Below are 19855 nucleotides of genomic sequence, written 5' to 3' on the forward strand. Positions count from 1 at the left end.
CTGTTCGATGGTGTCCGGGGCTGTATACTTGCCGCCTATTTGAGGAGCGCTCCATGGTCGAAGATGTTGAACTGAATCGCCTCTACTGGCACAGCCGCCGCGGCATGCTTGAACTTGACGTGTTGCTGGTGCCGTTCGTGAAAGAGGTCTACCCGCACCTCAATGATGTCGACCGCGATTGCTACCGCAAGCTACTCGAATGCGAAGATCAGGACATGTTCGGCTGGTTCATGGAACGCGCCGAGTCGGAAGATCCGGAGCTGCAGCGCATGGTTCGCATGATCCTGGATCGTGTCCAGCCCAAGTAATGCGTTCGAATGCCGCTGGCATGCCTCACGGCAGTTGCTGGCGGCGTATCTGTTGGCCCAGCTGTTCGCGCTGGGTGCATTGTTTCTGCTTGCCATACCGGTCTGGGTCAGCTTGCTCGGCGCTGTTTGCTGCCTGGCTCATGGCGTTTGGGCATTGCCACGCCAGATTTTGCTGACACACCCACAGGCGTTTCGCGGCTTGCGTCGCGATGCGGATGGCTGGCAGTTGTGGAATCAGGTGGCGGGTTGGCAGGCGGTTCAGCTACGGCCGGACAGCCTCGCGCTGCCGCTGGTCGTCGTCCTGCGTTTTCGCCTGCAGGGCGAGCGGCGGGTCCGGGCGATCTGTGTGCCCCGGGATTCGCAGGCGGCGGATGTGCACCGACGCCTGCGGGTTCGGCTCACGTTCAGTCGGCGTAGGTGGGCGGTACCAGAATAGTGTCCAGCGCCTCCGGCAGCAGGTTCGGGTAGTCGAGGGTGTAATGCAGGCCGCGACTTTCCTTGCGTTCCATGGCTGACTGAATCATCAGTTCCGCCACTTGGGCCAGGTTACGCAGCTCGATCAAGTCCCGGCTGACCTTGTAGTTACTGTAGAACTCGTCGATTTCGTCCAGCAACAGCCGCACGCGGTGCTGCGCACGTTGCAGGCGCTTGTTGGTGCGCACAATGCCGACGTAGTCCCACATGAATCGCCGCAGTTCATCCCAGTTGTGCGCAATGATCACGTCTTCATCCGAGTCGGTGACCTGGCTGGCATCCCAGACGGGCAGGGCGACCGGAATCGAAACCTGCGGCAGTTGCTCAAGAATGTCTTCTGCCGCCGAGCGTGCGTAAACGAAACATTCCAGCAGCGAGTTGCTGGCCATGCGGTTGGCGCCGTGCAGGCCAGTGAAACTGGTTTCGCCAATTGCATACAGCCCCGGCACGTCGGTGCGGCCCTGCTGATCGACCATCACGCCGCCGCAGGTGTAGTGCGCTGCGGGAACCACCGGAATCGGTTGCTTGGTGATGTCGATGGAAAACTCCAGGCAGCGCTCGTACACCGTCGGGAAGTGCGTCTTGATGAACGCTTCCGGCTTGTGACTGATGTCCAGATAAACGCAATCGACACCCAGGCGCTTCATCTCATGGTCGATGGCCCGGGCGACGATGTCCCGTGGCGCCAGTTCGGCGCGCGGGTCGAAACGCTGCATGAAGCGTTCGCCATTGGGCAGCTTCAGGTGCGCACCTTCGCCGCGCAGGGCTTCGGTGATCAGGAAACTCTTGGCTTGCGGGTGATACAGGCACGTCGGGTGAAACTGGTTGAACTCCAGGTTCGCCACCCGGCAGCCCGAACGCCAGGCCATGGCGATGCCATCACCGCAGGCGCCGTCGGGGTTGCTGGTATAGAGGTAGACCTTGGCTGCACCGCCGGACGCGAGGATCACGAAGCGTGCGCCGTAGGTGTCGACTTCCCCGGTGCCGCGGTTGAGCACGTAGGCGCCGAGGCAGCGGTCGCCTTCAAGGCCCAGGCGCTTCTCGGTGATCAGATCGACGGCGACCCGCTGTTCCAGCAACTCGATGTTGGGCCGCTGTCTGGCTTTGTCGAGCAGGGTTCTGAAAATCGCTGCGCCGGTGGCATCGGCGGCGTGAATGATGCGCCGATGGCTGTGACCGCCTTCGCGGGTCAGGTGAAACTCGAAACCGCCATCTTCGGTGCCGGATTGTTCATCGCGGGTGAACGGCACGCCTTGATCGATCAGCCATTGAATGGCCTCTTTGCTGTGCTCGACGGTGAAGCGCACGGCGTCTTCGTGGCACAGGCCACCGCCGGCATTCAGGGTGTCATCGACGTGGGATTCAACGGTATCGGTGTCATCCAGCACGGCAGCGACACCGCCCTGGGCCCAGAAGGTCGAGCCATTGGCGAGGTCGCCTTTGCTCAGTACGGCAATGCGCAAATGATCGGGCAAGGTCAGCGCAAGGCTCAAACCGGCAGCACCGCTGCCAATCACCAGAACATCGTGTTGAAACTGTTGGCTCATTTCAGGATTCCGCTCAAAGCGACCCGGGTCGGGGTTGGCGCATGACTCCCGCAACGGCGAGTCAAGGCGGCCACACAGCGCACTAGTATATAGAGGGGGGGAGCGGCACAATAGCCGAGGTCACATGGCATTGTGAAACTACTGTGACGGAAAAGACTTGACGCTTCGTCGGATGATTTTTCGACCGGTTCGGCGACAAGAAGACTGTATCGTCGATTTAACAGTCTTTTTCCATTCACGGTTGCACAATGTCGGTCTTGCGCAGCTATAAATATTTGGAACTTTTGCCAAAGGCCCAAGATCAATAGACCGTTGCCTGAATCAAGGGACAGTGTCGGCTTCAATGCAGGATTGCGGTTTGATCCTTGCCGGCGAATCCGATGACAAGATTATTCGCGCAGCCGGGTTATGCCGAGCTGCGCTTTTCGTGCGTGCCAAATCAGAGCCCGCAGGAAACTTGCTTGGAGGGGGAGAACTTTTGCGAAAAGCCCGAGTCTATGTTTGCAAGTCTGGTCGTTTAGTTATGCAAGCTTCCTCCGAGCTTATCGAGGAGAGTTCATGCTAACCCAGGAAGAGGATCAGCAGCTGGTCGAACGCGTTCAGCGCGGCGACAAGCGAGCTTTCGATCTGCTAGTGCTGAAATATCAGCACAAAATTCTCGGGTTGATCGTGCGTTTCGTGCACGACACCCATGAAGCCCAGGATGTGGCACAAGAAGCCTTTATCAAGGCGTACCGTGCGCTTGGAAATTTTCGCGGGGACAGCGCGTTTTACACGTGGCTTTACCGCATCGCCATCAACACGGCGAAAAACTATCTGGTTTCACGCGGCCGTCGGCCGCCGGATAGCGATGTCAGTTCCGAAGATGCAGAGTTCTACGATGGCGATCATGGCCTCAAGGATCTCGAGTCGCCTGAGCGCGCATTGCTGCGGGATGAGATCGAAGGCACCGTCCATCGAACCATTCAGCAACTGCCGGAAGATTTGCGTACGGCTTTAACTTTACGTGAGTTTGATGGTCTGAGTTACGAGGACATTGCGGCAGTCATGCAGTGTCCGGTGGGTACCGTGCGCTCCCGGATTTTCCGCGCTCGGGAGGCCATCGATAAAGCCCTGCAGCCGTTGTTGCAGGAAAACTGAGACAGCGGCGACAGCCAAGAGAGGAACGCCATGAGTCGTGAAGCCCTGCAGGAATCGCTGTCCGCAGTGATGGATAACGAAGCGGACGAACTGGAATTGCGTCGGGTATTGAATGCCTTTGACGATGTTGAAACCCGTGAAACATGGGCTCGTTATCAAATCGCTCGGGCAGTGATGCACAAGGATCTGCTGCTTCCACGTCTGGACATTGCAGCGGCCGTTTCTGCTGCGCTGGCTGATGAAGCCGTACCGGCGAAAGTCTCCCGTGGTCCATGGCGCAGCCTGGGTCGCCTCGCTGTAGCCGCTTCGGTTACCGTCGCCGTGTTGGCAGGTGTTCGTCTGTACAACCAGGACGAGATCGCGGGTGTCGAGCTGGCTCAGCACTCCACTCAACCGGGTCTGGCCGTTCCTCAGGTCAAGGGTCCAGCTGTTTTGGCAGGCTATAATGAGAGCTCGGAAGCCACTGGTCCTATGGCCAACGGCGTATTGCAAGCTCAGCCGGGCTGGCACGATCAGCGTTTGCCAGGCTACTTGCGCCAACATGCTCAACAGGCTGCACTGAAAGGTACTGAGAGCGCTCTGCCTTACGCTCGTGCAGCGAGCCTGGAAAACCGTTAAGGAGGATCATGCGCGCCATACCTCTACTTTCGCTTCTGCTTAGTGGCTGGTTCATTGTTCCAGCCCATGCCGATGAGGCACAAGACTGGTTGACCCGTCTTGGCCAGGCCGAGCAGCAGCAAAGCTTTCACGGTACTTTTGTCTACGAGCGAAACGGTAGTTTTTCTACCCACAACATCTGGCACCGCGTCCAGGATGGCAAGGTCCATGAGCGTTTACTCCAGCTCGACGGCCAGGCTCAGGAAGTTGTGCGCATTGATGGGCGTACTCAATGCGTCAGCGGCATTCTGATTGCAGGGCTTGGGGATTCCCCCAACTCCGCTGCTCGTACACTCGATCCACAGAAGCTCAAGAATTGGTACGACCTTGCCGTCATCGGCAAGTCGCGTGTGGCCGGCCGTGCGGCAGTCATCGTTACCCTGACGCCTCGCGATCAACATCGCTACGGTTTTGAATTGCATCTGGATAAAGAAACCGGCCTGCCGCTCAAATCATTGCTTCTGAATGAGAAAGGGCAGTTGCTGGAGCGGTTCCAGTTCACGCAGCTGGATACCTCCGATTTGCCCTCCGACGACGATTTGCAGGCAGGCCCGGATTGCAAAGCCATCACCCTCGACAGCGACAAGGCTTCAGCCGTCAAGGCTGCCCAAACCTGGCATTCGGACTGGTTGCCTGCCGGCTTTGAGCTGACCAGCAGCACTTCACGCAAGGATCCCGCGACCAAAACCCAGGTCAGCAGCCTGATGTATGACGATGGTCTCGCACGTTTTTCGGTGTTCCTTGAGCCGCTCAATGGTGCCCCCGTCACCGATACCCGTACTCAGTTGGGCCCGACCGTCGCTGTATCCCGGCGCTTGACCACCCCGCAAGGCGAGATGATGGTCACCGTCGTCGGTGAAATCCCGGTAGGTACCGCTGAACGGATTGCGCTGTCCATGCGCTCCGATGCCACTGCAACCCAGTAGTGAGCTGAAACCGAAATGTTTGGTGAGCATTTCAATTTGCAAATATCCCCGAAATTTTTTATAGGTCAGAGCCCCTCGGCTCTGGCCTTGTTTGTTGTTCCCGGAACAAAAATACCGGCGTATCGTTCCCGGTGTTCCTTGCTCCATATCGCTTAACCATGCTCGTCGTAACGGGAGCCGTATGTCGATACCACGCTTGAAGTCTTACCTCTCCATATTTGCCACCGTGCTGGTGCTCGGTCAGGCGGTCGCTGTACAAGCGGCCGAGTTGCCTGACTTCACGCAGCTGGTCGAGCAGGCCTCGCCCGCGGTGGTAAACATCAGTACCACGCAGAAACTGCCGGACCGCAAAGTGTCGAGCCAGCAGATGCCAGACCTTGAAGGCTTGCCGCCGATGTTGCGCGAGTTCTTCGAGCGCGGCATGCCGCCACAACCGCGTACGCCGCGCGGTGATCGTCAGCGCGAAGCCCAGTCGTTGGGGTCGGGTTTCATCATCTCGTCTGACGGCTACATCCTGACCAACAACCACGTGATCGCCGATGCCGACGAAATTCTCGTCCGTCTCGCTGACCGTAGTGAGCTGAAAGCCAAACTGGTCGGCACCGATCCACGCTCCGACGTGGCGCTGCTGAAAATCGAAGGCAAGGATCTGCCGGTCCTGAAGCTGGGTAAATCCCAGGACCTGAAGGCTGGTCAGTGGGTCGTGGCCATCGGCTCGCCATTCGGTTTCGACCACACTGTGACCCAAGGCATCGTCAGTGCCATCGGTCGCAGCCTGCCGAACGAAAACTATGTGCCGTTCATCCAGACCGACGTGCCGATCAACCCGGGTAACTCTGGTGGTCCGCTGTTCAACCTGGCGGGCGAAGTGGTGGGGATCAACTCTCAGATCTACACCCGTTCCGGTGGTTTCATGGGCGTGTCGTTCGCAATCCCGATCGATGTGGCCATGGACGTTTCCAACCAGCTGAAAAGCGGCGGCAAGGTCAGCCGTGGATGGTTGGGGGTCGTTATTCAGGAAGTGAGCAAGGATCTGGCCGAGTCGTTCGGTCTTGATAAACCGGCCGGTGCACTGGTGGCGCAGATCCAGGATGACGGTCCGGCGGCCAAGGGTGGCCTGCAAGTGGGTGACGTGATCCTGAGCATGAACGGTCAACCGATCGTCATGTCTGCCGATCTGCCGCATCTGGTCGGCGCGCTGAAGGCTGGCGCCAAGGCAAACCTTGAAGTGATTCGTGAAGGTAAGCGCCAGAATGTCGAGCTGACCGTCGGCGCTATCCCTGAAGAGGGCAAAGAGCTGGATGCCCTGCCGAAATCGGCCACCGAGCGCAGCAGCAATCGCCTGGGTGTTTCCGTGGTCGAGCTGACCGACGAACAGAAGAAAACCTACGACCTCAAAGGTGGCGTGGTGATCAAGGAAGTTCAGGACGGTCCTGCATCCCTGATCGGCTTGCAGCCAGGCGACGTCATCACTCACCTGAACAATCAGGCGATTGGTTCCGCCAAGGAGTTCACCGATATCGCCAAGGCGCTGCCGAAGAACCGCTCGGTGTCGATGCGGGTTCTGCGTCAGAATCGCGCCAGCTTCATCACCTTCAAACTGGCTGAATAAACCGGTTGTCGGCTGAATAAAAAACCGCCTCGAAAGAGGCGGTTTTTTTATGCCTGGTGAAAAGTGTCAGCCCATCATGTCCTTGATCATGCGCTCCTGCTCCATCAGCTCCCGTTGGCGGGCGTCGATACGCGATGACAACGGGAAGTTGGTCCCGGCCTTGCGCTTGGCGAAGTCCAGTTGCTGAATGGCCTGGCGGTAGTCGCCAACCAGCGCAAAGTACTCGGCGCGCGCCTGATGCAAGCCGATGATGTTGCCTGAAAGGCCACGGGTTTCCGCCACCATGTACCAGACATCCGGATCATCGGGACGGCTTTTGAGCAGGTTCTCCAGCGCTTTTTCCGCTTCGGGCGCCCGGTTTTGCTTGAGCAGCAAATCGACGCGCACCTGATTCAGTGGATAGTTGCCCGGATACTGAGTCAGCATCCGGTCCACCCGGGTTTGGGCGTCCGGCAGGCGATTGTTGGTGATGTCCAGATCGATCTGCGCCAGGTTGTAGATGATCTCGTTTGGCGACTTGGCCAGCAGCAACTTGAGATTTTCCCGTGCTTCGTTCAGTTGGCCGCCCTTTATCTGGGCGATCGCCAGGCCATAACGCGCAACGTCGTTTTTCGGGTTTTCATCCAGCTGTGCGCGGAAGCGCTTGGCGCCCAGGCCTGGGGTTTCTTCGTAGATCAGCTGGACTCGCGCACGAATCAGTTGATAACGCATGCTGTCTTCAATGCCGCCGGGTTTGGCCTGCTCGGCGCGGTTGCGGGTGTCGGCGATACGCGATTCGGTCACCGGGTGAGTCAGCAAGAACTCCGGTGGCTTGGCGTCGAAGCGGTATTGGCGCGCCAACCGCTCGAACATGGTTGGCATCGAGCGTGGGTCGTAACCGGCTTTTTCCAGGTTGAGGATGCCGATGCGGTCGGCCTCTTGCTCGTTCTGGCGCGAGAAGCGTCGTTGTTCCTGAATCGCTGCCGCCTGCGTGCCCGCAATGGCCGCGATCCCGGCATCGCCGGCACCGGCAGCGGCAATCACGATCCCGGCCAGCAGTGCGGCCATCATCGGCACCTGCATGCGTTGTTGCGCTTCGACGCCACGGGCAAAGTGGCGCTGCGACAAGTGAGCCAGTTCGTGAGCGAGTACCGAGGCATATTCGCCTTCGGTCTGGGCATTAAGGAACAAGCCACCGTTGACCCCGACAATCCCGCCCGGCGCCGCAAAAGCGTTGAGCTGCGGGCTGTTGATCAGGATGAACTCCAGACGCCGGTCATTGACCTGGCTGGTCTCAACCAACCGGTAGACGCTGGACTCGACATAGTCCTTGAGCTGCGGGTCATTGAGCTGGTCAACCTGACTGCGCAGCAGCGCCAGCCAGGCGCGGCCCAGCTGATATTCCTGTTGTGGCGAGACGATTGCAGAACTGGCGTCACCGAGTGACGGCAGGTCGTCGGCGAAGCCCGGTGAGGCGAGCAGGCAAGCGAGCGTCAGCAGGGTAGGGCGCAAAAAAGTCATGCACAAAGCCTTAGTCGACAAAGACCTTACTGTAGCCGGACAGTACGCTTCGGACCAGATATTCTAAGCCGCTCGACCACCTGACCCGGAGTAACGCAATGACCGACGCTGTAGCCCATGACGCCGAACTGGACGCCAGCGGCCTGAATTGTCCGTTGCCGCTGCTCAAGGCCAAGATGGAACTCAACAAGATGGCCAGCGGCGCGGTACTCAAGGTGATCGCCACCGATGCGGGTTCGCAGCGCGACTTCCGCACCTTTGCCCGTTTGGCCGGTCATACGCTGCTTCGTGAAGAAGATGAAGCGGGCGTTTACCGCTATTGGCTGAAAAAAGCCTGAAAATTGCTGCGTTCGTTTCTAAGGATTATTGATGTTCAAAGTGTTACGCGACTGGATTCAGCGCTATTTCTCCGATGAAGAAGCGGTGGTGCTGGCGGTCCTGCTGTTTCTGGCGTTTACCGCCGTGCTCACCTTGGGCGGCATGCTTGCGCCGGTGCTCGCCGGGATGGTGCTGGCGTATCTGATGCAGGGATTGGTGGTGACACTTGAGCGCCTGCGGGTGCCGGGCGGGGTGGCCGTCGGAGCGGTCTTTGCCTTGTTCATGGGCGTTTTGCTGGTGTTCATTATTGTCGTGGTGCCGTTGCTCTGGCACCAGTTGATCACCTTGTTCAACGAGTTGCCCGGCATGCTCGCCAAGTGGCAATCACTGTTGTTGCTGCTGCCCGAGCGATATCCGCATCTGGTGTCCGACGAGCAGGTTTTGCAAGCCATCGAGGCGGCACGCGGCGAGATCGGCAAGTTCGGCCAATGGGCGCTGACGTTCTCGCTGTCGAGCCTGCCACTGTTGGTCAACATCATGATTTACCTGGTGCTGGTGCCAATCCTGGTGTTCTTCTTTCTCAAGGACCGGGAAATGATCGGCCAGTGGGTTCGCGGTTATCTGCCTCGTGAGCGCGCGCTGATCACCCGTGTTGCCCACGAAATGAACCGGCAGATCGCCAACTACATTCGCGGCAAGGTCATTGAGATTTTCATCTGTGGTGGCGTGACCTACATCGCGTTTGTCGTGCTGGGGCTCAACTACGCGGCACTGTTGGCGTTGCTGGTAGGCGTGTCGGTGGTGGTGCCCTATGTCGGGGCCGTGGTGGTGACCGTGCCGGTGCTGCTGATTGCGTTGTTCCAGTGGGGCTGGAGCGATCAGTTCATCTATTTGATGGCGGTCTACGGAATTATTCAGACGCTGGATGGCAATGTGCTGGTGCCGCTGCTGTTCTCGGAAGCGGTCAACCTGCATCCGGTGGCGATCATCTGCGCGGTGTTGTTGTTTGGCGGGTTATGGGGATTCTGGGGGGTGTTTTTTGCGATTCCGCTGGCGACGCTGTTCAAGGCGGTGCTCGACGCTTGGCCGCGTAAGGAGCCTGTTGTAGCACCTCTGCTTTAACGTTCAGGCTTAATGGCCCCTTCGCGGGCAAGCCTCGCTCCTACAGGTTTTGAGTCGCACCCAAGCCCCCTGTAGGAGCGAGGCTTGCCCGCGAAGGCGCCAGAACAGGCGCCATCAAAATCAGGCTTTGTTCAATGCCTGTGCGGCAGCCAAAACAGCATCCACATGTCCCGGCACCTTAACGCCGCGCCATTCCTGACGCAGCACACCGTTCTTGTCGATCAAAAACGTGCTGCGATCAACACCCATGTATTCCTTGCCATAAAGCTTCTTCAGCTTGATCACATCAAACAGCTGGCACAGCGCCTCTTCCTTGTCGCTGATCAGCTCGAAGGTGAACGCTTGCTTGGCCTTGAAGTTCTCGTGAGATTTCAGGCTGTCGCGGGACACGCCGAAGACTTCGGTGTTCGCCGCTTTAAAGGCATCGAGCTGATCGCGAAAGCCCTGGCCCTGGGTCGTGCAGCCCGGCGTGCTGTCCTTCGGATAGAAGTAGATCACCACTTGCTTGCCTTTAAGGCTCGCGAGGCTGACGGTCTGTCCGCTGGTGGCGGGTGCTTCGAAGTCGGCAACCGGTTGGTCGATGGCAACGGCCATGAGAGCTTCCTTACATTGGGTTTTGTGGGCGCCACGGTTCGATCAGGGCATCCAGGTTCAGCGCGTCGGCGAAATCCAGGAACTGGTCGCGCAACCAGCTGATCTGTACGCCAGCCGGCAAGGTCACGGTGAACGTGGCGTTGAGCATGGTCCCGCCGGTTTGCGGCGCCTGATAGGTGTCGCAGGTCAGGTTTTCCAGCTCGACGTTGTGGTCCATGAAGAACTGGCACAGTTCGTTGATGATGTCCGAGCGGTAAGCCGAGCTGACATAGGCAACGTACGGCAGGGCCTGGGGACGGTTCTCCAGCGCCGCGCTGCGCACCACGTTGACCGTGAAAGCGTGCTTCTTGGCGAGGCTCGGCAGGCTGCCTTCCAGGCGCGCCAGGGCGTCCCAGCTACCGGAGATCTCGAGGATCAACGCACTGCACTCGCCGTGACGGGTCAGGCGAGAGGTGACCACGGCGCAGCGGTTTTCATGGCTGGCGCGGCACAGGACGTTAGTCAGCTCCATGGGGTTGGCGCCGAGGGCACTGATGACAAGGAATTGTTCGCGAACTGTGGGGGTGGACATGCAGCATTCCTAAAGCGATGAGCGGTCGATACTTCTACGGGCTTTTATTGCCGGGGGCGAGCCTGCGGATGCGAATTCAGAAAACCCGAGCCGGAAGGTTGCAACGTGCTCCATTAAGGCAAGAGCGAAGGGTGGCAACGCTGGATCGGGGCTTGTGATGCCGAAAATGGAGGCTGAAACCCGGCGTACGAGCTTGTCAGTACCGATCAAAGTCTGAAGGGTAGCGAAAAGCAGCGCCAAGGGGAATGGCAGCAGCGCAGTACTTCGCTTGTACAAGCATCTTGGCGCCAGTACCATTACGGCTCTCTTTTTCCGGCAGGAGCGGTTGCATGATTGCGGGCAGTATGGTGGCACTGGTCACACCCATGGATGCACAGGGTCGTCTCGACTGGGACAGCCTGAGCAAACTGGTGGACTTTCACCTGCAAAACGGCACCCACGCCATCGTGGCGGTCGGCACGACAGGTGAATCGGCCACGCTAGACGTGAACGAACACATCGAAGTGATTCGTTACGTGGTCAAGCAGGTTGCAGGGCGCATTCCGGTGATCGCCGGTACCGGCGCCAACTCGACCCGCGAAGCCATCGAGCTGACCACCAATGCTAAGACCGCCGGCGCCGATGCTTGCCTGCTGGTGACGCCGTACTACAACAAGCCGACCCAGGAAGGCTTGTACCAGCACTTCAAGGCCATCGCCGAAGCCGTCGACATTCCGCAAATCCTGTACAACGTACCGGGCCGTACGGCGTGTGACATGCTGACCGAAACCGTGATCCGCCTGTCGACCGTGAAAAACATCATCGGTATCAAGGAAGCCACTGGCGACCTGGCCCGTGCCAAAGCGATCATCGACGGCGTCAGCGAAGACTTCGTGGTGCTTTCCGGCGACGACGCGACAGCGGTCGAGCTGATCCTGCTCGGCGGTAAAGGCAACATTTCGGTGACCGCCAACGTTGCCCCGCGCGACATGGCCGACCTGTGCAACGCTGCTCTGAAAGGCGATGCCGTCACGGCCCGCGCGATTCACGAAAAGCTGATGCCGCTCAATAAAACCCTGTTTATCGAATCCAACCCTATCCCCGTGAAATGGGCGCTGCATGAAATGGGCTTGATGCCGGACGGTATCCGTCTGCCGCTCACCTGGCTCAGCGCTGCCTGTCACGAACCGCTGCGGCAGGCCATGCGCCAGTCCGGCGTACTGGTTTAATTGAGGAAGCACTACGCATGAAGCGATTGGCCGGACTTTCCGCACTTGCCTTGATTATCTCCAGCACCAGTGGCTGTGGATGGGTCTGGGGCCCGGAAGGTTATTTCCGTGACCGTGGTAGCGATTACCTGGAAGCGCAACAGACTGCACCTATGCAATTGCCAACGGACGTCAGCACTGCCAAGCGTCTGGATCCGCTGCTGCCGATCCCGCGCAACGTGGCCGATGACACCGTCAAGGGCGAATACATCGTGCCGCGTCCGCAGCCGCTGTCCGCTGCTGCCGATGCCAGTGCCTACTCGCTGCAGAAGAGCGGTGATTCGAGATCGATCCTGGCCCAAAACCCGCCAGCCGAAGTCTGGCCAGTGGCTGTGCAGTTCTTCCAGGACAACGGTTTCCGTCTGGATGAACAGCGCCCGCAAACCGGCGAATTCACCACCACCTGGCAGCATTCCGACGAACTGTCCGCTGCGATGGCCAAGCGCCTGAGCGCAGCCGGTGTCGGCGCCGACAGCGAAACCCGCGTGCGGGTCCGTATCGAGCCAGGCGTGCAGCGCAACACCAGTGAAGTCTATGTGGTCAGCGCCGAGCGTCCTGCCGGCAGCACCGCCGATGTGGCCTTCACCAACCGTTCGGTCAACACGGGCCTGGACGCGGCGCTGGTCGACGACATGCTGGCAAGCATGAGCCGCACGTCGGAGAAGGGCGGTTCGGTCTCCATGCTGGCCTCGCGTGATTTTGATGCGCCAAGCCGTGTCAGCCTGAGCGAAGACGGCAGCGGCAACCCGGTTCTGAACGTTGGCACCGACCTGGATCGTGCCTGGTCGAGCGTCGGTCGTGCACTGGAGCAGGGCGAATGGCGCGTTGAAGACATCAACCGCAGCCTGGGCCTGTACTACATCAACCTGGCCGAAAAAGCCGAGAAGAAAGACGAGAAGCCTGGTTTCCTCAGCGGTTTGTTCGGCAGCAAGCCGGACAAGGAAGAAGTTGAAGCCCGTGCCGAGCGTTATCAGGTTCGCCTGAGCAAGGTAGGCGATACCGTTCAGGTCACCGTCGAGAAAAACATCAACACCGTGGCGCCGGCTGACGTGGCGCGCAAAGTGTTGAGCGTGATTCAGGACAACCTGGGCTGATCACATGCGTTTTGCCGTTCTCGGCAGCGGTAGCCAAGGGAACGGCACGCTGATAGCCAGCGCTGATACGTATGTGCTGGTGGATTGTGGTTTCTCCTTGCGGGAAACCGAAAAACGCTTGCTGCGCCTGGGTGTGAACCCGGCGCAGTTGAGCGCGATACTCGTGACCCACGAACATGCCGACCACGTGCATGGCGTGGGTTTGCTGTCTCGGCGCTACAATCTGCCTGTCTACCTCAGTCGCGGCACCCTGCGCGGGATGCGCAAACCGATTGAACCGGCCGGCCTTCTGGCTGGCGGCGAGCAACTGCAGATCGGCGCACTGAGCATCGGCGTCATTGCCGTGGCCCACGATGCACAGGAGCCGACGCAATATGTGTTCAGTGACGGTGAGCGGCGCTTCGGCCTGTTGACCGACCTGGGCTCGTACTGCAACAAGGTGCTGGACGGCTATCGTGACCTCGATGCGTTGATGATCGAGGCCAACCATTGCCGTGACATGCTGGCTCGCGGTCACTATCCGTACTTTCTCAAGCAGCGGGTGGGTGGTGAACTGGGACATTTGAACAACCACCAGGCGGCATTCCTGGTGTCCGAGTTGGGCTGGCAAGGCCTGCAACACCTGGTCCTGGCCCATCTGAGCAGCAAGAACAACCTGCCGCAGCTGGCCCGGCAATGTTTTGTCGACACCCTCGGGTGCGACCCGGACTGGCTGCAACTGGCCGATCAAGATTCAGGGCTCGACTGGCGACACATCGCCTAGCCCACCTACTTAGCAAGCGGAGCCCATCATGGAAAAACGTGAAGAACTCTACCGCGGCAAAGCCAAATCGGTTTTCAAGACCGATGACGCTGACCGCTTGATCCTGCTGTTTCGCAACGACACCTCGGCGTTCGACGGCAAGCGCATCGAGCAGCTCGACCGCAAAGGCATGGTGAACAACAAGTTCAACGCCTTCATCATGCAGAAACTCGAAGCAGCCGGCGTGCCGACTCAATTCGACAAACTGCTGGGCGACAACGAATGCCTGGTGAAAAAACTCGACATGATCCCGGTCGAGTGCGTCGTGCGTAACTACGCCGCCGGCAGCCTGGTCAAGCGCCTGGGCGTCGAAGAGGGCATGAAGCTCAACCCTTACACCTTCGAACTGTTCCTGAAGGACGACGCCAAGGGCGACCCGTTCATCAACGAATCCCACGTCGTGGCGTTCGGTTGGGGCACCGCCGAGCAACTGGTTCGCATGAAAGAACTGTCGCTCAAGGTCAACGAAGTCCTGAGCAAACTGTTCGACGACGCCGGCCTGCTGCTGGTCGACTTCAAACTCGAATTCGGCGTGTTCTCCGACGGCTCCATCGTCCTGGGCGACGAATTCAGCCCGGACGGTTGCCGTCTGTGGGACAAGGCCACCGGCAAGAAAATGGACAAGGACCGCTTCCGTCAGGGCCTCGGTGACGTCATCGAAGCCTACGAAGAAGTCGCCAATCGTCTGGGCGTACCGCTTTAATCGACGCAAGCATCTGATAGCACGGAAAAAATTTCGCTTTGGGGGTTCGCTTCCGGCAAAAGTGTTGTTATGATGCGCGCCGTTGGAGAGATGCCAGAGTGGCCGAATGGGACGGATTCGAAATCCGTTGTACCTTCACCGGTACCTAGGGTTCGAATCCCTATCTCTCCGCCATTACATAGAAAAAGCCCCGTAGCTGAATAAGCTACGGGGCTTTTTCGTTTCTGTAGATTTTTTTCAGGGCATTTTTAGGGGCACCAACAAGCAAGTACTAGGCGTCGGTCTTCACCGGTGGCCGCCTCGTCGACACCTTGTGTACATCATCCACAACTGCCTTGCTCATGGCAGTCAAGTAATGCGCTACCCAGGCATGAGAGGCCGTCAAGGATTATCTGGAGACGTGCGCCAAGCTCGTATTAGCCCGTAGATCTTACGGCTGCGAGTAACCCAGTTTCCTCTTGATCAGCTCGTAGACATCCCTGTGTGTGGAGTTGTGCAAGGTTTTGTCCTTGCAGGCGGATGCCAGTAATGTTTTGACCTCTTCCTTCGCATGAGGGTAAAGGCCTGCGACGTAGTCGGCTTCATGGGCTTGGGTACAGTTGAAGTGCTTGTCGTCTTTTGCTTTATCTCTAGCCATTGCAGAGGCTCCTTTTGAGTTCGCATGATTGTCGGTGGTCAGGGCCTTTTCGCCCCGCACGTCGCAGAGCTTAGGGGCCAAGCCTGATGTCGCCAGGGGCTTGGACAAATCAGGAAGGGGCTGTCAGACGATGCCGGAGTCTGCCTTTGCGTTAAACAAAAAAGCCCTGCAGGCGTAAACCTGCAGGGCTTCTTGGTCCGACTGGCCATCTCATTCAGCCCCGTAGCTTATTCAGCTACGGGGCTTTTACGTTTTCGGAGAAGTGAAAGGCTCAAGGTCTAGCCCCGAACCCGATGCTCCGTGAACTCGTAGTCCTCTTGGCAGTCGGCAGTAGGATCTTTGACGGTGTTCACGTAGTGAACAGTGTTTCCGTCCAGCATTTTGTAGTTATAGATTTCCGGAGTACGAACGCCGTCTGTTTTAAGCTCATTCTTGCCATTGGCCGCAGACCATGACCCGCGCTCGGTTTGAATGGGCCTGGTTTGTTGCGCATCTTTGAAGAACGTAATCGAGAAGCGACCATTGGGTTCGAAATGGGTATTCCACGACAGGAACTGACATTTCCCGCTTTCTTCGCGCATTCCTTGCCATGAGCCGACGAGGGATTGGTCAGTGGCTGGACTCTTCGACGTACAAGCACTTAGCGCTGTGGTCAGAAGGATTAGAGAAAAAGTGATGCCCCGTTGCATGTACAACTCCATTTGATGTGTTTGTGTAGGATCCAGCAGCCAATCGGCGTAAGAAAGATAAACCCCTTCTTGAGAAAAGTGACTCCCCCGAGTCAGTCTATTTAACCTGCGCCCTATCCATTGGTTGCCCCGTGAACCAAGGCTTCTTCCCCGAAATATCCCCTGACATTGCAAAACCTCGCCGCCCAAAAACCTCATCTACTCTGGTTTCGCAGGTCACTGACCTGCCGTTATCAGCAATCGCAAGGAGCGATCAATGTACTTCGAGATTTACAGGCAAACCCGTGGCACCCCGCACACCGGCAAAGGTCAATGGCGGTGGCGTTTACGGGCGGGGAATAATGAAACGATTGCCAGCGGGGAGGCTTACGTCAACAAGGCGGATTGCGTGCATGCCATCAGCCTGATCAAGGGCACTCAGGATCAGACTCCGGTGAAGGAAATCTAGGCCTCGAGCGGTGAAGCTGCTCAATCAGGGCAGCTTCGTTTCAAGCAGCCTTGCAGCCCGATCAAATGCAAACTGCTTGAGTCGCATAGACGCCCGTTGCGACAGCTACCTAAACTGTCAGCAGATTTGGGGATTGGGGGCAGTGGATGAATCGCAACGAACTACGCAAGGCGGATATCAACCTGATGGTGGTGTTCGAAACCTTGATGCTCGAACGCAACGTTACCCGTGTGGCGGAGAAGTTGTTTCTCGGGCAGCCAACCATCAGTTCGGCGCTCAACCGCCTGCGCACGATGTTCAACGACCCGCTGTTCATCCGGGTTGGCCATCGAATGGAGCCGACCGCCCGGGCCGAGGAGCTGATTCAGTATTTGTCGCCGGCGCTGGACTCGTTGTCGGTGGCGTTAAGCCTGACCCATGATTTCGACCCGACCGTCAGCACCATGACGTTTCGTATCGGGCTGTCGGATGATGTCGAGTTCGGCCTGTTGCCGCCGTTGCTGCGTGCCTTGCGTCAGGAAGCACCGAAGGTGGTGTTTGTAGTGCAGCATGTCGATTACTGGCGAATTCCCGATTTGCTGGCATCCGGCGACATCACGGTGGGTATCAGCCAGACCCGGGGTCTGCCGGCCAATGCCAAGCGCAAATTGTTGCGGCACATCCAGCCCAGGATCCTGCGCGCCGATGCGTCCGACACGCCGCTGACCCTCGATGAATATTGCTCGCGCCCGCACGTGCTGGTGTCGCACACCGCCAACATCAGTGGTTACGCTGACGAGTGGCTGGCGGAGATCGGGCGTACACGCCACGTAGTGTTATCCGTGCCGCAATACAGTTCCTTGCCAGCCTTGCTCGCCGGAACCGATCTGATCGCCAGCCTGCCGGATTACACCGCCGAGGCGATGGCGGCATCCGGTCAGTTGTTCATGGAGCCTTTTCCGTTCAAGACACCGACACTTGACCTGTCGATGGTCTGGCTCAGCCACGTCGATACCGACCCCGCCGAGCGCTGGTTGCGCTCGCGACTGGAGGCGTTCATGAGTGAGCGATTAGCGTCGCCGCCGTCCCGGTGAGCAGGACCACTCTGTGTTATATGTACGACCTTTCCGCCTACTTTCAGGAGCCACGTCATGCCTCACCTGCACATGGAATACACCGCCAACCTGCCTGATTTGAACGCCGACGTGGCGTTGATCCGGCTCAACAATACGCTGGTGGCTTCCGGTCAGTTTGCTGCCGAATACGACATCAAAAGCCGAGCGGTGAAGGTCGAAACCTTCAAGGTCGGTACTGCATTGGCTGAGCGGGCATTTGTGCACGTGAAACTGGCGTTGTTGAGTGGCCGCTCGCCGCAGATCAAAAAGCAGTTATCCGAAAGCCTGCTGGCGGTGGTGCAGGACTTGTGTGAATGGCCGGCGGGGGTTGAAGTGCAGTTGGCTGTAGAAATCCTCGACATCGATCGGGAGTCCTACAGCAAAGTCGCCATCAACAACTGAGTCTCAGGCAGTGGCCTGTTCAGTGCAGGCCTTGACCACTTGTTCACGCAGCCAGGTATTGGCGCTGTCCTGATCGGCGCCATGACTCCATTGCATGTCGAGGGTGAAACCCGGCAGGCCGTTGGGCGCTTCGCAGTGATTGAAAATCGCCTCGCTGGCCAGTAAGTGCTGGATGCGTCGGGGCAGGGTAACGATGAAGTCGGTGCCTGTGATCATTTTCAGCGCTGCGCTGTAGCTGTTGGAGCGTGCGACGATTTGCCGTTTTTGCGCTTGCTGCGCCAGCCAGCCGTCGACCATGTTGGTGGTCGATGTCCAGGGTGTAGGAAACACGTGTCGGCGTTCGGTGAAGGCTTGCAGACTTAAACGCGGCTCCAGCGGCGTGGCGCGTTTATCGAAGACGCAGACCAGATCGTCCTCCAGCAGCATGCGGGATTTGAAGTCGGTATGACTGCGATGAAAATTCGGGCCGAAGCAAATCACCAGGTCGAGACTGCCGTCGCGCAGTTCTTCGGCGGGGATGTCGGTTTCGAACTTGTGCATGTTGACCATCACCGGTAAGTCGGCGAAATCAAAGCTTTTCAATAAACGCGGAAGGATTAACTGCTCGAAGTATTCCGGTGCGCAGATGTTGAAGGTGACCGGTTGCAGGGTAGGGTCGAACGCCTGCGCCCCGGCGTGACAGAGGTTGATGCTGTCGAGAATTTTCAGCACGTGGGTGTACATGGTGCTGGCTTTGTAAGTAGGGCGCATCCCCGCGCGGGTGTTGATGAACAATTCGTCTTCGAATCCGCTGCGTAGCTTTTTCAGGCAGTAACTGACGGTGGACTGACTGACGCAGAGTGTTTCGGACACTCCGGTGACGCTGCTTTGTTCATACACGGCGATAAACACCATGAGGTCCTGCATGTCGAGTTTTCTAAGCAAGTTACTGTTCAGCATCCATTCCATCTCGCTGTGATCCTTGCGCTGACTGAGCGCAAACTCGTGCGAATGATCCTAGCGGAACGATGGTCCCAGGAGAATGCCTTGTGGGAAGTTTCCCTTTTAGTTGTGAGGTAGTGCCAAATGCACAGTGCGGCGACTGGACATCAATAACGCCAGCATGCCGATGCCTACGAGTACCGCACCGACGATTTCCAGCGGCATCGGCGATTGACGCCACCAGAACCAATGGAACAGCGTGATAAACAACGTGCTTAGGTAAATGTACGAAATGACCGATGAGGGGGCGATGACACCGATGGCCCGGTGCAGCAACCAGAAGGTCGCCAGGGTGGCGAACAACGCCAGGTAAATCAGCCAGTAAAAATCGTTCAGGGTCAGCAACGATGCCGATCGCCAGCCTCCACTGACCCCACAGAACACCAGCAGGAACAACGCACCGAACAGCATGTTCCAGAAAGTCATGCCCACCGGGCCACGACCCTTGAGGCTGCTGGTTTTCAGCCGCTGACTCAGAGGCGAATAGAGCGCCATCGCCAGGCAACCGAGCCCGTACACCGACACCGCATAGAACGACGGCAACTCGCCGGGCCCAGTGCCTTTCAGCACCAGCATCACGGCCCCGGCGGCCGCAATCAACATCGGCAATACCCGTTGTTTCAGGCTGCTGTCCGGCATCAACACGGCTTCGAAAAGCAGGGTCAGCAACGGCACCAGCGTGAACATCGTGCCGGTGTTTACCGCGCTGGTGTAACGCAACGCTTCGAACAGCGAGCCAAAATAAACCGCCAGCAGCAGGCCGAGGACGGTATGGCCGAATAACCCGCGTCGGTTCATGGCGGTGTCGCCCTTGATCAGCAGCAGCGGCAAAAACACCAGGGCGCAAAACAGCAGGCGCAAGCCGGTCAGCAGGACCGGATCGATGGCCTGACTGACCTGAGCCGCTGCGGAAAACGAAGCAGCGATCAACAGTGCCCAGAGCAGCATGCCGACGTGGGCGGCGGCGAAACCGGTGTGTTTCATGAGGA

23 protein-coding genes, 1 tRNA gene and 1 pseudogene are annotated in these 19855 nt (G+C 58.3%); 16 read left to right on the forward strand and 9 right to left on the reverse strand.

The features are described from left to right. Positions 1-53 precede the first annotated feature (53 nt). The gene (locus J4E42_RS21675; protein WP_007944081.1) at positions 54-308 is read left to right on the forward strand and encodes a succinate dehydrogenase assembly factor 2; all 255 of its coding nucleotides are present in this window, start codon (positions 54-56) and stop codon (positions 306-308) included. After that, a complete protein-coding gene (locus J4E42_RS21680; protein ID WP_207286115.1) occupies positions 292-744 on the forward strand; it encodes a protein YgfX in 453 nt (150 codons plus the stop codon). The genes J4E42_RS21675 and J4E42_RS21680 overlap by 17 nt, the downstream gene beginning before the upstream one ends. On the opposite strand, the gene nadB is transcribed toward J4E42_RS21680, so the two are convergent. Further along, positions 713-2329: an L-aspartate oxidase gene (nadB, locus tag J4E42_RS21685; protein ID WP_008034915.1), complete on the reverse strand. Its 1617-nt coding sequence runs from the start codon at positions 2327-2329 to the stop codon at positions 713-715. The genes J4E42_RS21680 and nadB overlap by 32 nt on opposite strands. A 558-nt stretch (positions 2330-2887) precedes the next feature. Here nadB and rpoE point away from each other — a divergent pair. The 4 genes from rpoE to J4E42_RS21705 all read left to right on the forward strand — a co-directional run bounded on the left by rpoE (position 2888) and on the right by J4E42_RS21705 (position 6664). Next, positions 2888-3469: an RNA polymerase sigma factor RpoE gene (gene rpoE / locus J4E42_RS21690; protein ID WP_007944079.1), complete on the forward strand. Its 582-nt coding sequence runs from the start codon at positions 2888-2890 to the stop codon at positions 3467-3469. Positions 3470-3499: 30 nt separating this feature from the next. Next, on the forward strand, positions 3500-4087 hold the full coding sequence (locus tag J4E42_RS21695; protein ID WP_008034916.1) for a sigma-E factor negative regulatory protein: 588 nt from the start codon (positions 3500-3502) through the stop codon (positions 4085-4087). Between the two features lie 8 nt (positions 4088-4095). Next, positions 4096-5052 (forward strand): MucB/RseB C-terminal domain-containing protein, encoded by a 957-nt coding sequence (locus J4E42_RS21700; protein ID WP_207286116.1) that lies wholly within the window; start codon positions 4096-4098, stop codon positions 5050-5052. A gap of 181 nt (positions 5053-5233) precedes the next feature. Further along, complete coding sequence (locus J4E42_RS21705) at positions 5234-6664, forward strand: DegQ family serine endoprotease (RefSeq protein ID WP_008034918.1); 1431 nt, start codon at positions 5234-5236, stop codon at positions 6662-6664. 66 nt (positions 6665-6730) lie between these two features. Here J4E42_RS21705 and J4E42_RS21710 read toward each other — a convergent pair whose 3' ends face one another. Then, complete coding sequence (locus tag J4E42_RS21710) at positions 6731-8164, reverse strand: M48 family metalloprotease (RefSeq protein WP_008034920.1); 1434 nt, start codon at positions 8162-8164, stop codon at positions 6731-6733. A gap of 98 nt (positions 8165-8262) precedes the next feature. Between J4E42_RS21710 and J4E42_RS21715 the strand changes: the two genes are divergently transcribed. After that, positions 8263-8502, forward strand: coding sequence for a sulfurtransferase TusA family protein (locus tag J4E42_RS21715; RefSeq protein ID WP_008034921.1), 240 nt, complete (start codon positions 8263-8265; stop codon positions 8500-8502). 31 nt (positions 8503-8533) lie between these two features. Further along, positions 8534-9604 carry an AI-2E family transporter gene (locus J4E42_RS21720; RefSeq protein WP_008034923.1) on the forward strand — a complete coding sequence of 357 codons (1071 nt, stop codon included), beginning with the start codon at positions 8534-8536 and terminating at the stop codon, positions 9602-9604. 120 nt (positions 9605-9724) lie between these two features. On the opposite strand, the gene J4E42_RS21725 is transcribed toward J4E42_RS21720, so the two are convergent. Both J4E42_RS21725 and J4E42_RS21730 read right to left on the reverse strand, forming a co-directional pair. Next, complete coding sequence (locus J4E42_RS21725) at positions 9725-10198, reverse strand: peroxiredoxin (protein WP_008034924.1); 474 nt, start codon at positions 10196-10198, stop codon at positions 9725-9727. A 10-nt stretch (positions 10199-10208) separates the two neighbouring features. Next, positions 10209-10769: a glycine cleavage system protein R gene (locus J4E42_RS21730; protein ID WP_008034925.1), complete on the reverse strand. Its 561-nt coding sequence runs from the start codon at positions 10767-10769 to the stop codon at positions 10209-10211. 329 nt (positions 10770-11098) lie between these two features. Here J4E42_RS21730 and dapA point away from each other — a divergent pair, with 329 nt between their 5' ends. From dapA to J4E42_RS21755, 5 genes are all read left to right on the forward strand, one after another. Next, positions 11099-11977: a 4-hydroxy-tetrahydrodipicolinate synthase gene (dapA, locus tag J4E42_RS21735; protein ID WP_008034926.1), complete on the forward strand. Its 879-nt coding sequence runs from the start codon at positions 11099-11101 to the stop codon at positions 11975-11977. Between the two features lie 17 nt (positions 11978-11994). After that, complete coding sequence (bamC, locus tag J4E42_RS21740; RefSeq protein ID WP_008034927.1) at positions 11995-13110, forward strand: outer membrane protein assembly factor BamC; 1116 nt, start codon at positions 11995-11997, stop codon at positions 13108-13110. Between the two features lie 4 nt (positions 13111-13114). Then, positions 13115-13873 (forward strand): MBL fold metallo-hydrolase, encoded by a 759-nt coding sequence (locus J4E42_RS21745; RefSeq protein ID WP_008034928.1) that lies wholly within the window; start codon positions 13115-13117, stop codon positions 13871-13873. A 28-nt stretch (positions 13874-13901) separates the two neighbouring features. Further along, a complete protein-coding gene (gene purC, locus J4E42_RS21750; protein WP_008034929.1) occupies positions 13902-14615 on the forward strand; it encodes a phosphoribosylaminoimidazolesuccinocarboxamide synthase in 714 nt (237 codons plus the stop codon). A gap of 84 nt (positions 14616-14699) precedes the next feature. Continuing rightward, a tRNA-Ser gene (locus tag J4E42_RS21755) sits at positions 14700-14789 on the forward strand. A 97-nt stretch (positions 14790-14886) separates the two neighbouring features. Here the strand turns inward: J4E42_RS21755 and J4E42_RS21760 are convergent. From J4E42_RS21760 to J4E42_RS21770, 3 genes and pseudogenes are all read right to left on the reverse strand, one after another. Beyond that, a pseudogene (locus J4E42_RS21760) lies at positions 14887-14997 on the reverse strand (DUF3077 domain-containing protein); the annotation flags it as partial. A gap of 48 nt (positions 14998-15045) precedes the next feature. After that, complete coding sequence (locus J4E42_RS21765; protein ID WP_008036137.1) at positions 15046-15252, reverse strand: hypothetical protein; 207 nt, start codon at positions 15250-15252, stop codon at positions 15046-15048. A 278-nt stretch (positions 15253-15530) separates the two neighbouring features. Beyond that, entirely contained in the window at positions 15531-15941 is a 411-nt protein-coding gene (locus J4E42_RS21770) for a hypothetical protein (RefSeq protein WP_192228699.1), read from the reverse strand. A 256-nt stretch (positions 15942-16197) separates the two neighbouring features. Between J4E42_RS21770 and J4E42_RS21775 the strand changes: the two genes are divergently transcribed. The 3 genes from J4E42_RS21775 (at position 16198) to J4E42_RS21785 (ending at position 17885) form a co-directional block, all read left to right on the forward strand. Then, positions 16198-16389 (forward strand): DUF1508 domain-containing protein, encoded by a 192-nt coding sequence (locus tag J4E42_RS21775; protein WP_008034931.1) that lies wholly within the window; start codon positions 16198-16200, stop codon positions 16387-16389. Between the two features lie 146 nt (positions 16390-16535). Beyond that, entirely contained in the window at positions 16536-17462 is a 927-nt protein-coding gene (locus tag J4E42_RS21780; protein WP_008034933.1) for a LysR family transcriptional regulator, read from the forward strand. 57 nt (positions 17463-17519) lie between these two features. Beyond that, positions 17520-17885 carry a 5-carboxymethyl-2-hydroxymuconate Delta-isomerase gene (locus J4E42_RS21785; RefSeq protein ID WP_192228700.1) on the forward strand — a complete coding sequence of 122 codons (366 nt, stop codon included), beginning with the start codon at positions 17520-17522 and terminating at the stop codon, positions 17883-17885. A 3-nt stretch (positions 17886-17888) separates the two neighbouring features. On the opposite strand, the gene J4E42_RS21790 is transcribed toward J4E42_RS21785, so the two are convergent. Then, positions 17889-18824 (reverse strand): LysR family transcriptional regulator, encoded by a 936-nt coding sequence (locus J4E42_RS21790; protein WP_207286132.1) that lies wholly within the window; start codon positions 18822-18824, stop codon positions 17889-17891. 105 nt (positions 18825-18929) lie between these two features. After that, a complete protein-coding gene (locus J4E42_RS21795; RefSeq protein ID WP_207286117.1) occupies positions 18930-19850 on the reverse strand; it encodes a DMT family transporter in 921 nt (306 codons plus the stop codon). Positions 19851-19855: the final 5 nt, after the last annotated feature.

It is taken from the genome of Pseudomonas sp. FW300-N2A2, assembly GCF_017351735.1.
GTDB lineage: Bacteria > Pseudomonadota > Gammaproteobacteria > Pseudomonadales > Pseudomonadaceae > Aquipseudomonas > Aquipseudomonas migulae.

What these genes read in the sequence shown, in the direction of transcription:
- dapA (WP_008034926.1), top strand. Translation starts at nt 11,099, where the DNA reads ATGATTGCGGGCAGTATGGTGGCACTGGTCACACCCATGGATGCACAG.
- J4E42_RS21720 (WP_008034923.1), top strand. Translation starts at nt 8,534, where the DNA reads ATGTTCAAAGTGTTACGCGACTGGATTCAGCGCTATTTCTCCGATGAA.
- rpoE (WP_007944079.1), top strand. Translation starts at nt 2,888, where the DNA reads ATGCTAACCCAGGAAGAGGATCAGCAGCTGGTCGAACGCGTTCAGCGC.
- J4E42_RS21780 (WP_008034933.1), top strand. Translation starts at nt 16,536, where the DNA reads ATGAATCGCAACGAACTACGCAAGGCGGATATCAACCTGATGGTGGTG.
- J4E42_RS21705 (WP_008034918.1), top strand. Translation starts at nt 5,234, where the DNA reads ATGTCGATACCACGCTTGAAGTCTTACCTCTCCATATTTGCCACCGTG.
- J4E42_RS21795 (WP_207286117.1), bottom strand. Translation starts at nt 19,850, where the DNA reads ATGAAACACACCGGTTTCGCCGCCGCCCACGTCGGCATGCTGCTCTGG.
- J4E42_RS21695 (WP_008034916.1), top strand. Translation starts at nt 3,500, where the DNA reads ATGAGTCGTGAAGCCCTGCAGGAATCGCTGTCCGCAGTGATGGATAAC.
- J4E42_RS21725 (WP_008034924.1), bottom strand. Translation starts at nt 10,198, where the DNA reads ATGGCCGTTGCCATCGACCAACCGGTTGCCGACTTCGAAGCACCCGCC.
- J4E42_RS21785 (WP_192228700.1), top strand. Translation starts at nt 17,520, where the DNA reads ATGCCTCACCTGCACATGGAATACACCGCCAACCTGCCTGATTTGAAC.
- J4E42_RS21675 (WP_007944081.1), top strand. Translation starts at nt 54, where the DNA reads ATGGTCGAAGATGTTGAACTGAATCGCCTCTACTGGCACAGCCGCCGC.
- J4E42_RS21765 (WP_008036137.1), bottom strand. Translation starts at nt 15,252, where the DNA reads ATGGCTAGAGATAAAGCAAAAGACGACAAGCACTTCAACTGTACCCAA.
- J4E42_RS21730 (WP_008034925.1), bottom strand. Translation starts at nt 10,769, where the DNA reads ATGTCCACCCCCACAGTTCGCGAACAATTCCTTGTCATCAGTGCCCTC.
- purC (WP_008034929.1), top strand. Translation starts at nt 13,902, where the DNA reads ATGGAAAAACGTGAAGAACTCTACCGCGGCAAAGCCAAATCGGTTTTC.
- nadB (WP_008034915.1), bottom strand. Translation starts at nt 2,329, where the DNA reads ATGAGCCAACAGTTTCAACACGATGTTCTGGTGATTGGCAGCGGTGCT.
- J4E42_RS21770 (WP_192228699.1), bottom strand. Translation starts at nt 15,941, where the DNA reads ATGCAACGGGGCATCACTTTTTCTCTAATCCTTCTGACCACAGCGCTA.
- bamC (WP_008034927.1), top strand. Translation starts at nt 11,995, where the DNA reads ATGAAGCGATTGGCCGGACTTTCCGCACTTGCCTTGATTATCTCCAGC.
- J4E42_RS21710 (WP_008034920.1), bottom strand. Translation starts at nt 8,164, where the DNA reads ATGACTTTTTTGCGCCCTACCCTGCTGACGCTCGCTTGCCTGCTCGCC.
- J4E42_RS21745 (WP_008034928.1), top strand. Translation starts at nt 13,115, where the DNA reads ATGCGTTTTGCCGTTCTCGGCAGCGGTAGCCAAGGGAACGGCACGCTG.
- J4E42_RS21700 (WP_207286116.1), top strand. Translation starts at nt 4,096, where the DNA reads ATGCGCGCCATACCTCTACTTTCGCTTCTGCTTAGTGGCTGGTTCATT.
- J4E42_RS21715 (WP_008034921.1), top strand. Translation starts at nt 8,263, where the DNA reads ATGACCGACGCTGTAGCCCATGACGCCGAACTGGACGCCAGCGGCCTG.
- J4E42_RS21790 (WP_207286132.1), bottom strand. Translation starts at nt 18,824, where the DNA reads ATGCTGAACAGTAACTTGCTTAGAAAACTCGACATGCAGGACCTCATG.
- J4E42_RS21775 (WP_008034931.1), top strand. Translation starts at nt 16,198, where the DNA reads ATGTACTTCGAGATTTACAGGCAAACCCGTGGCACCCCGCACACCGGC.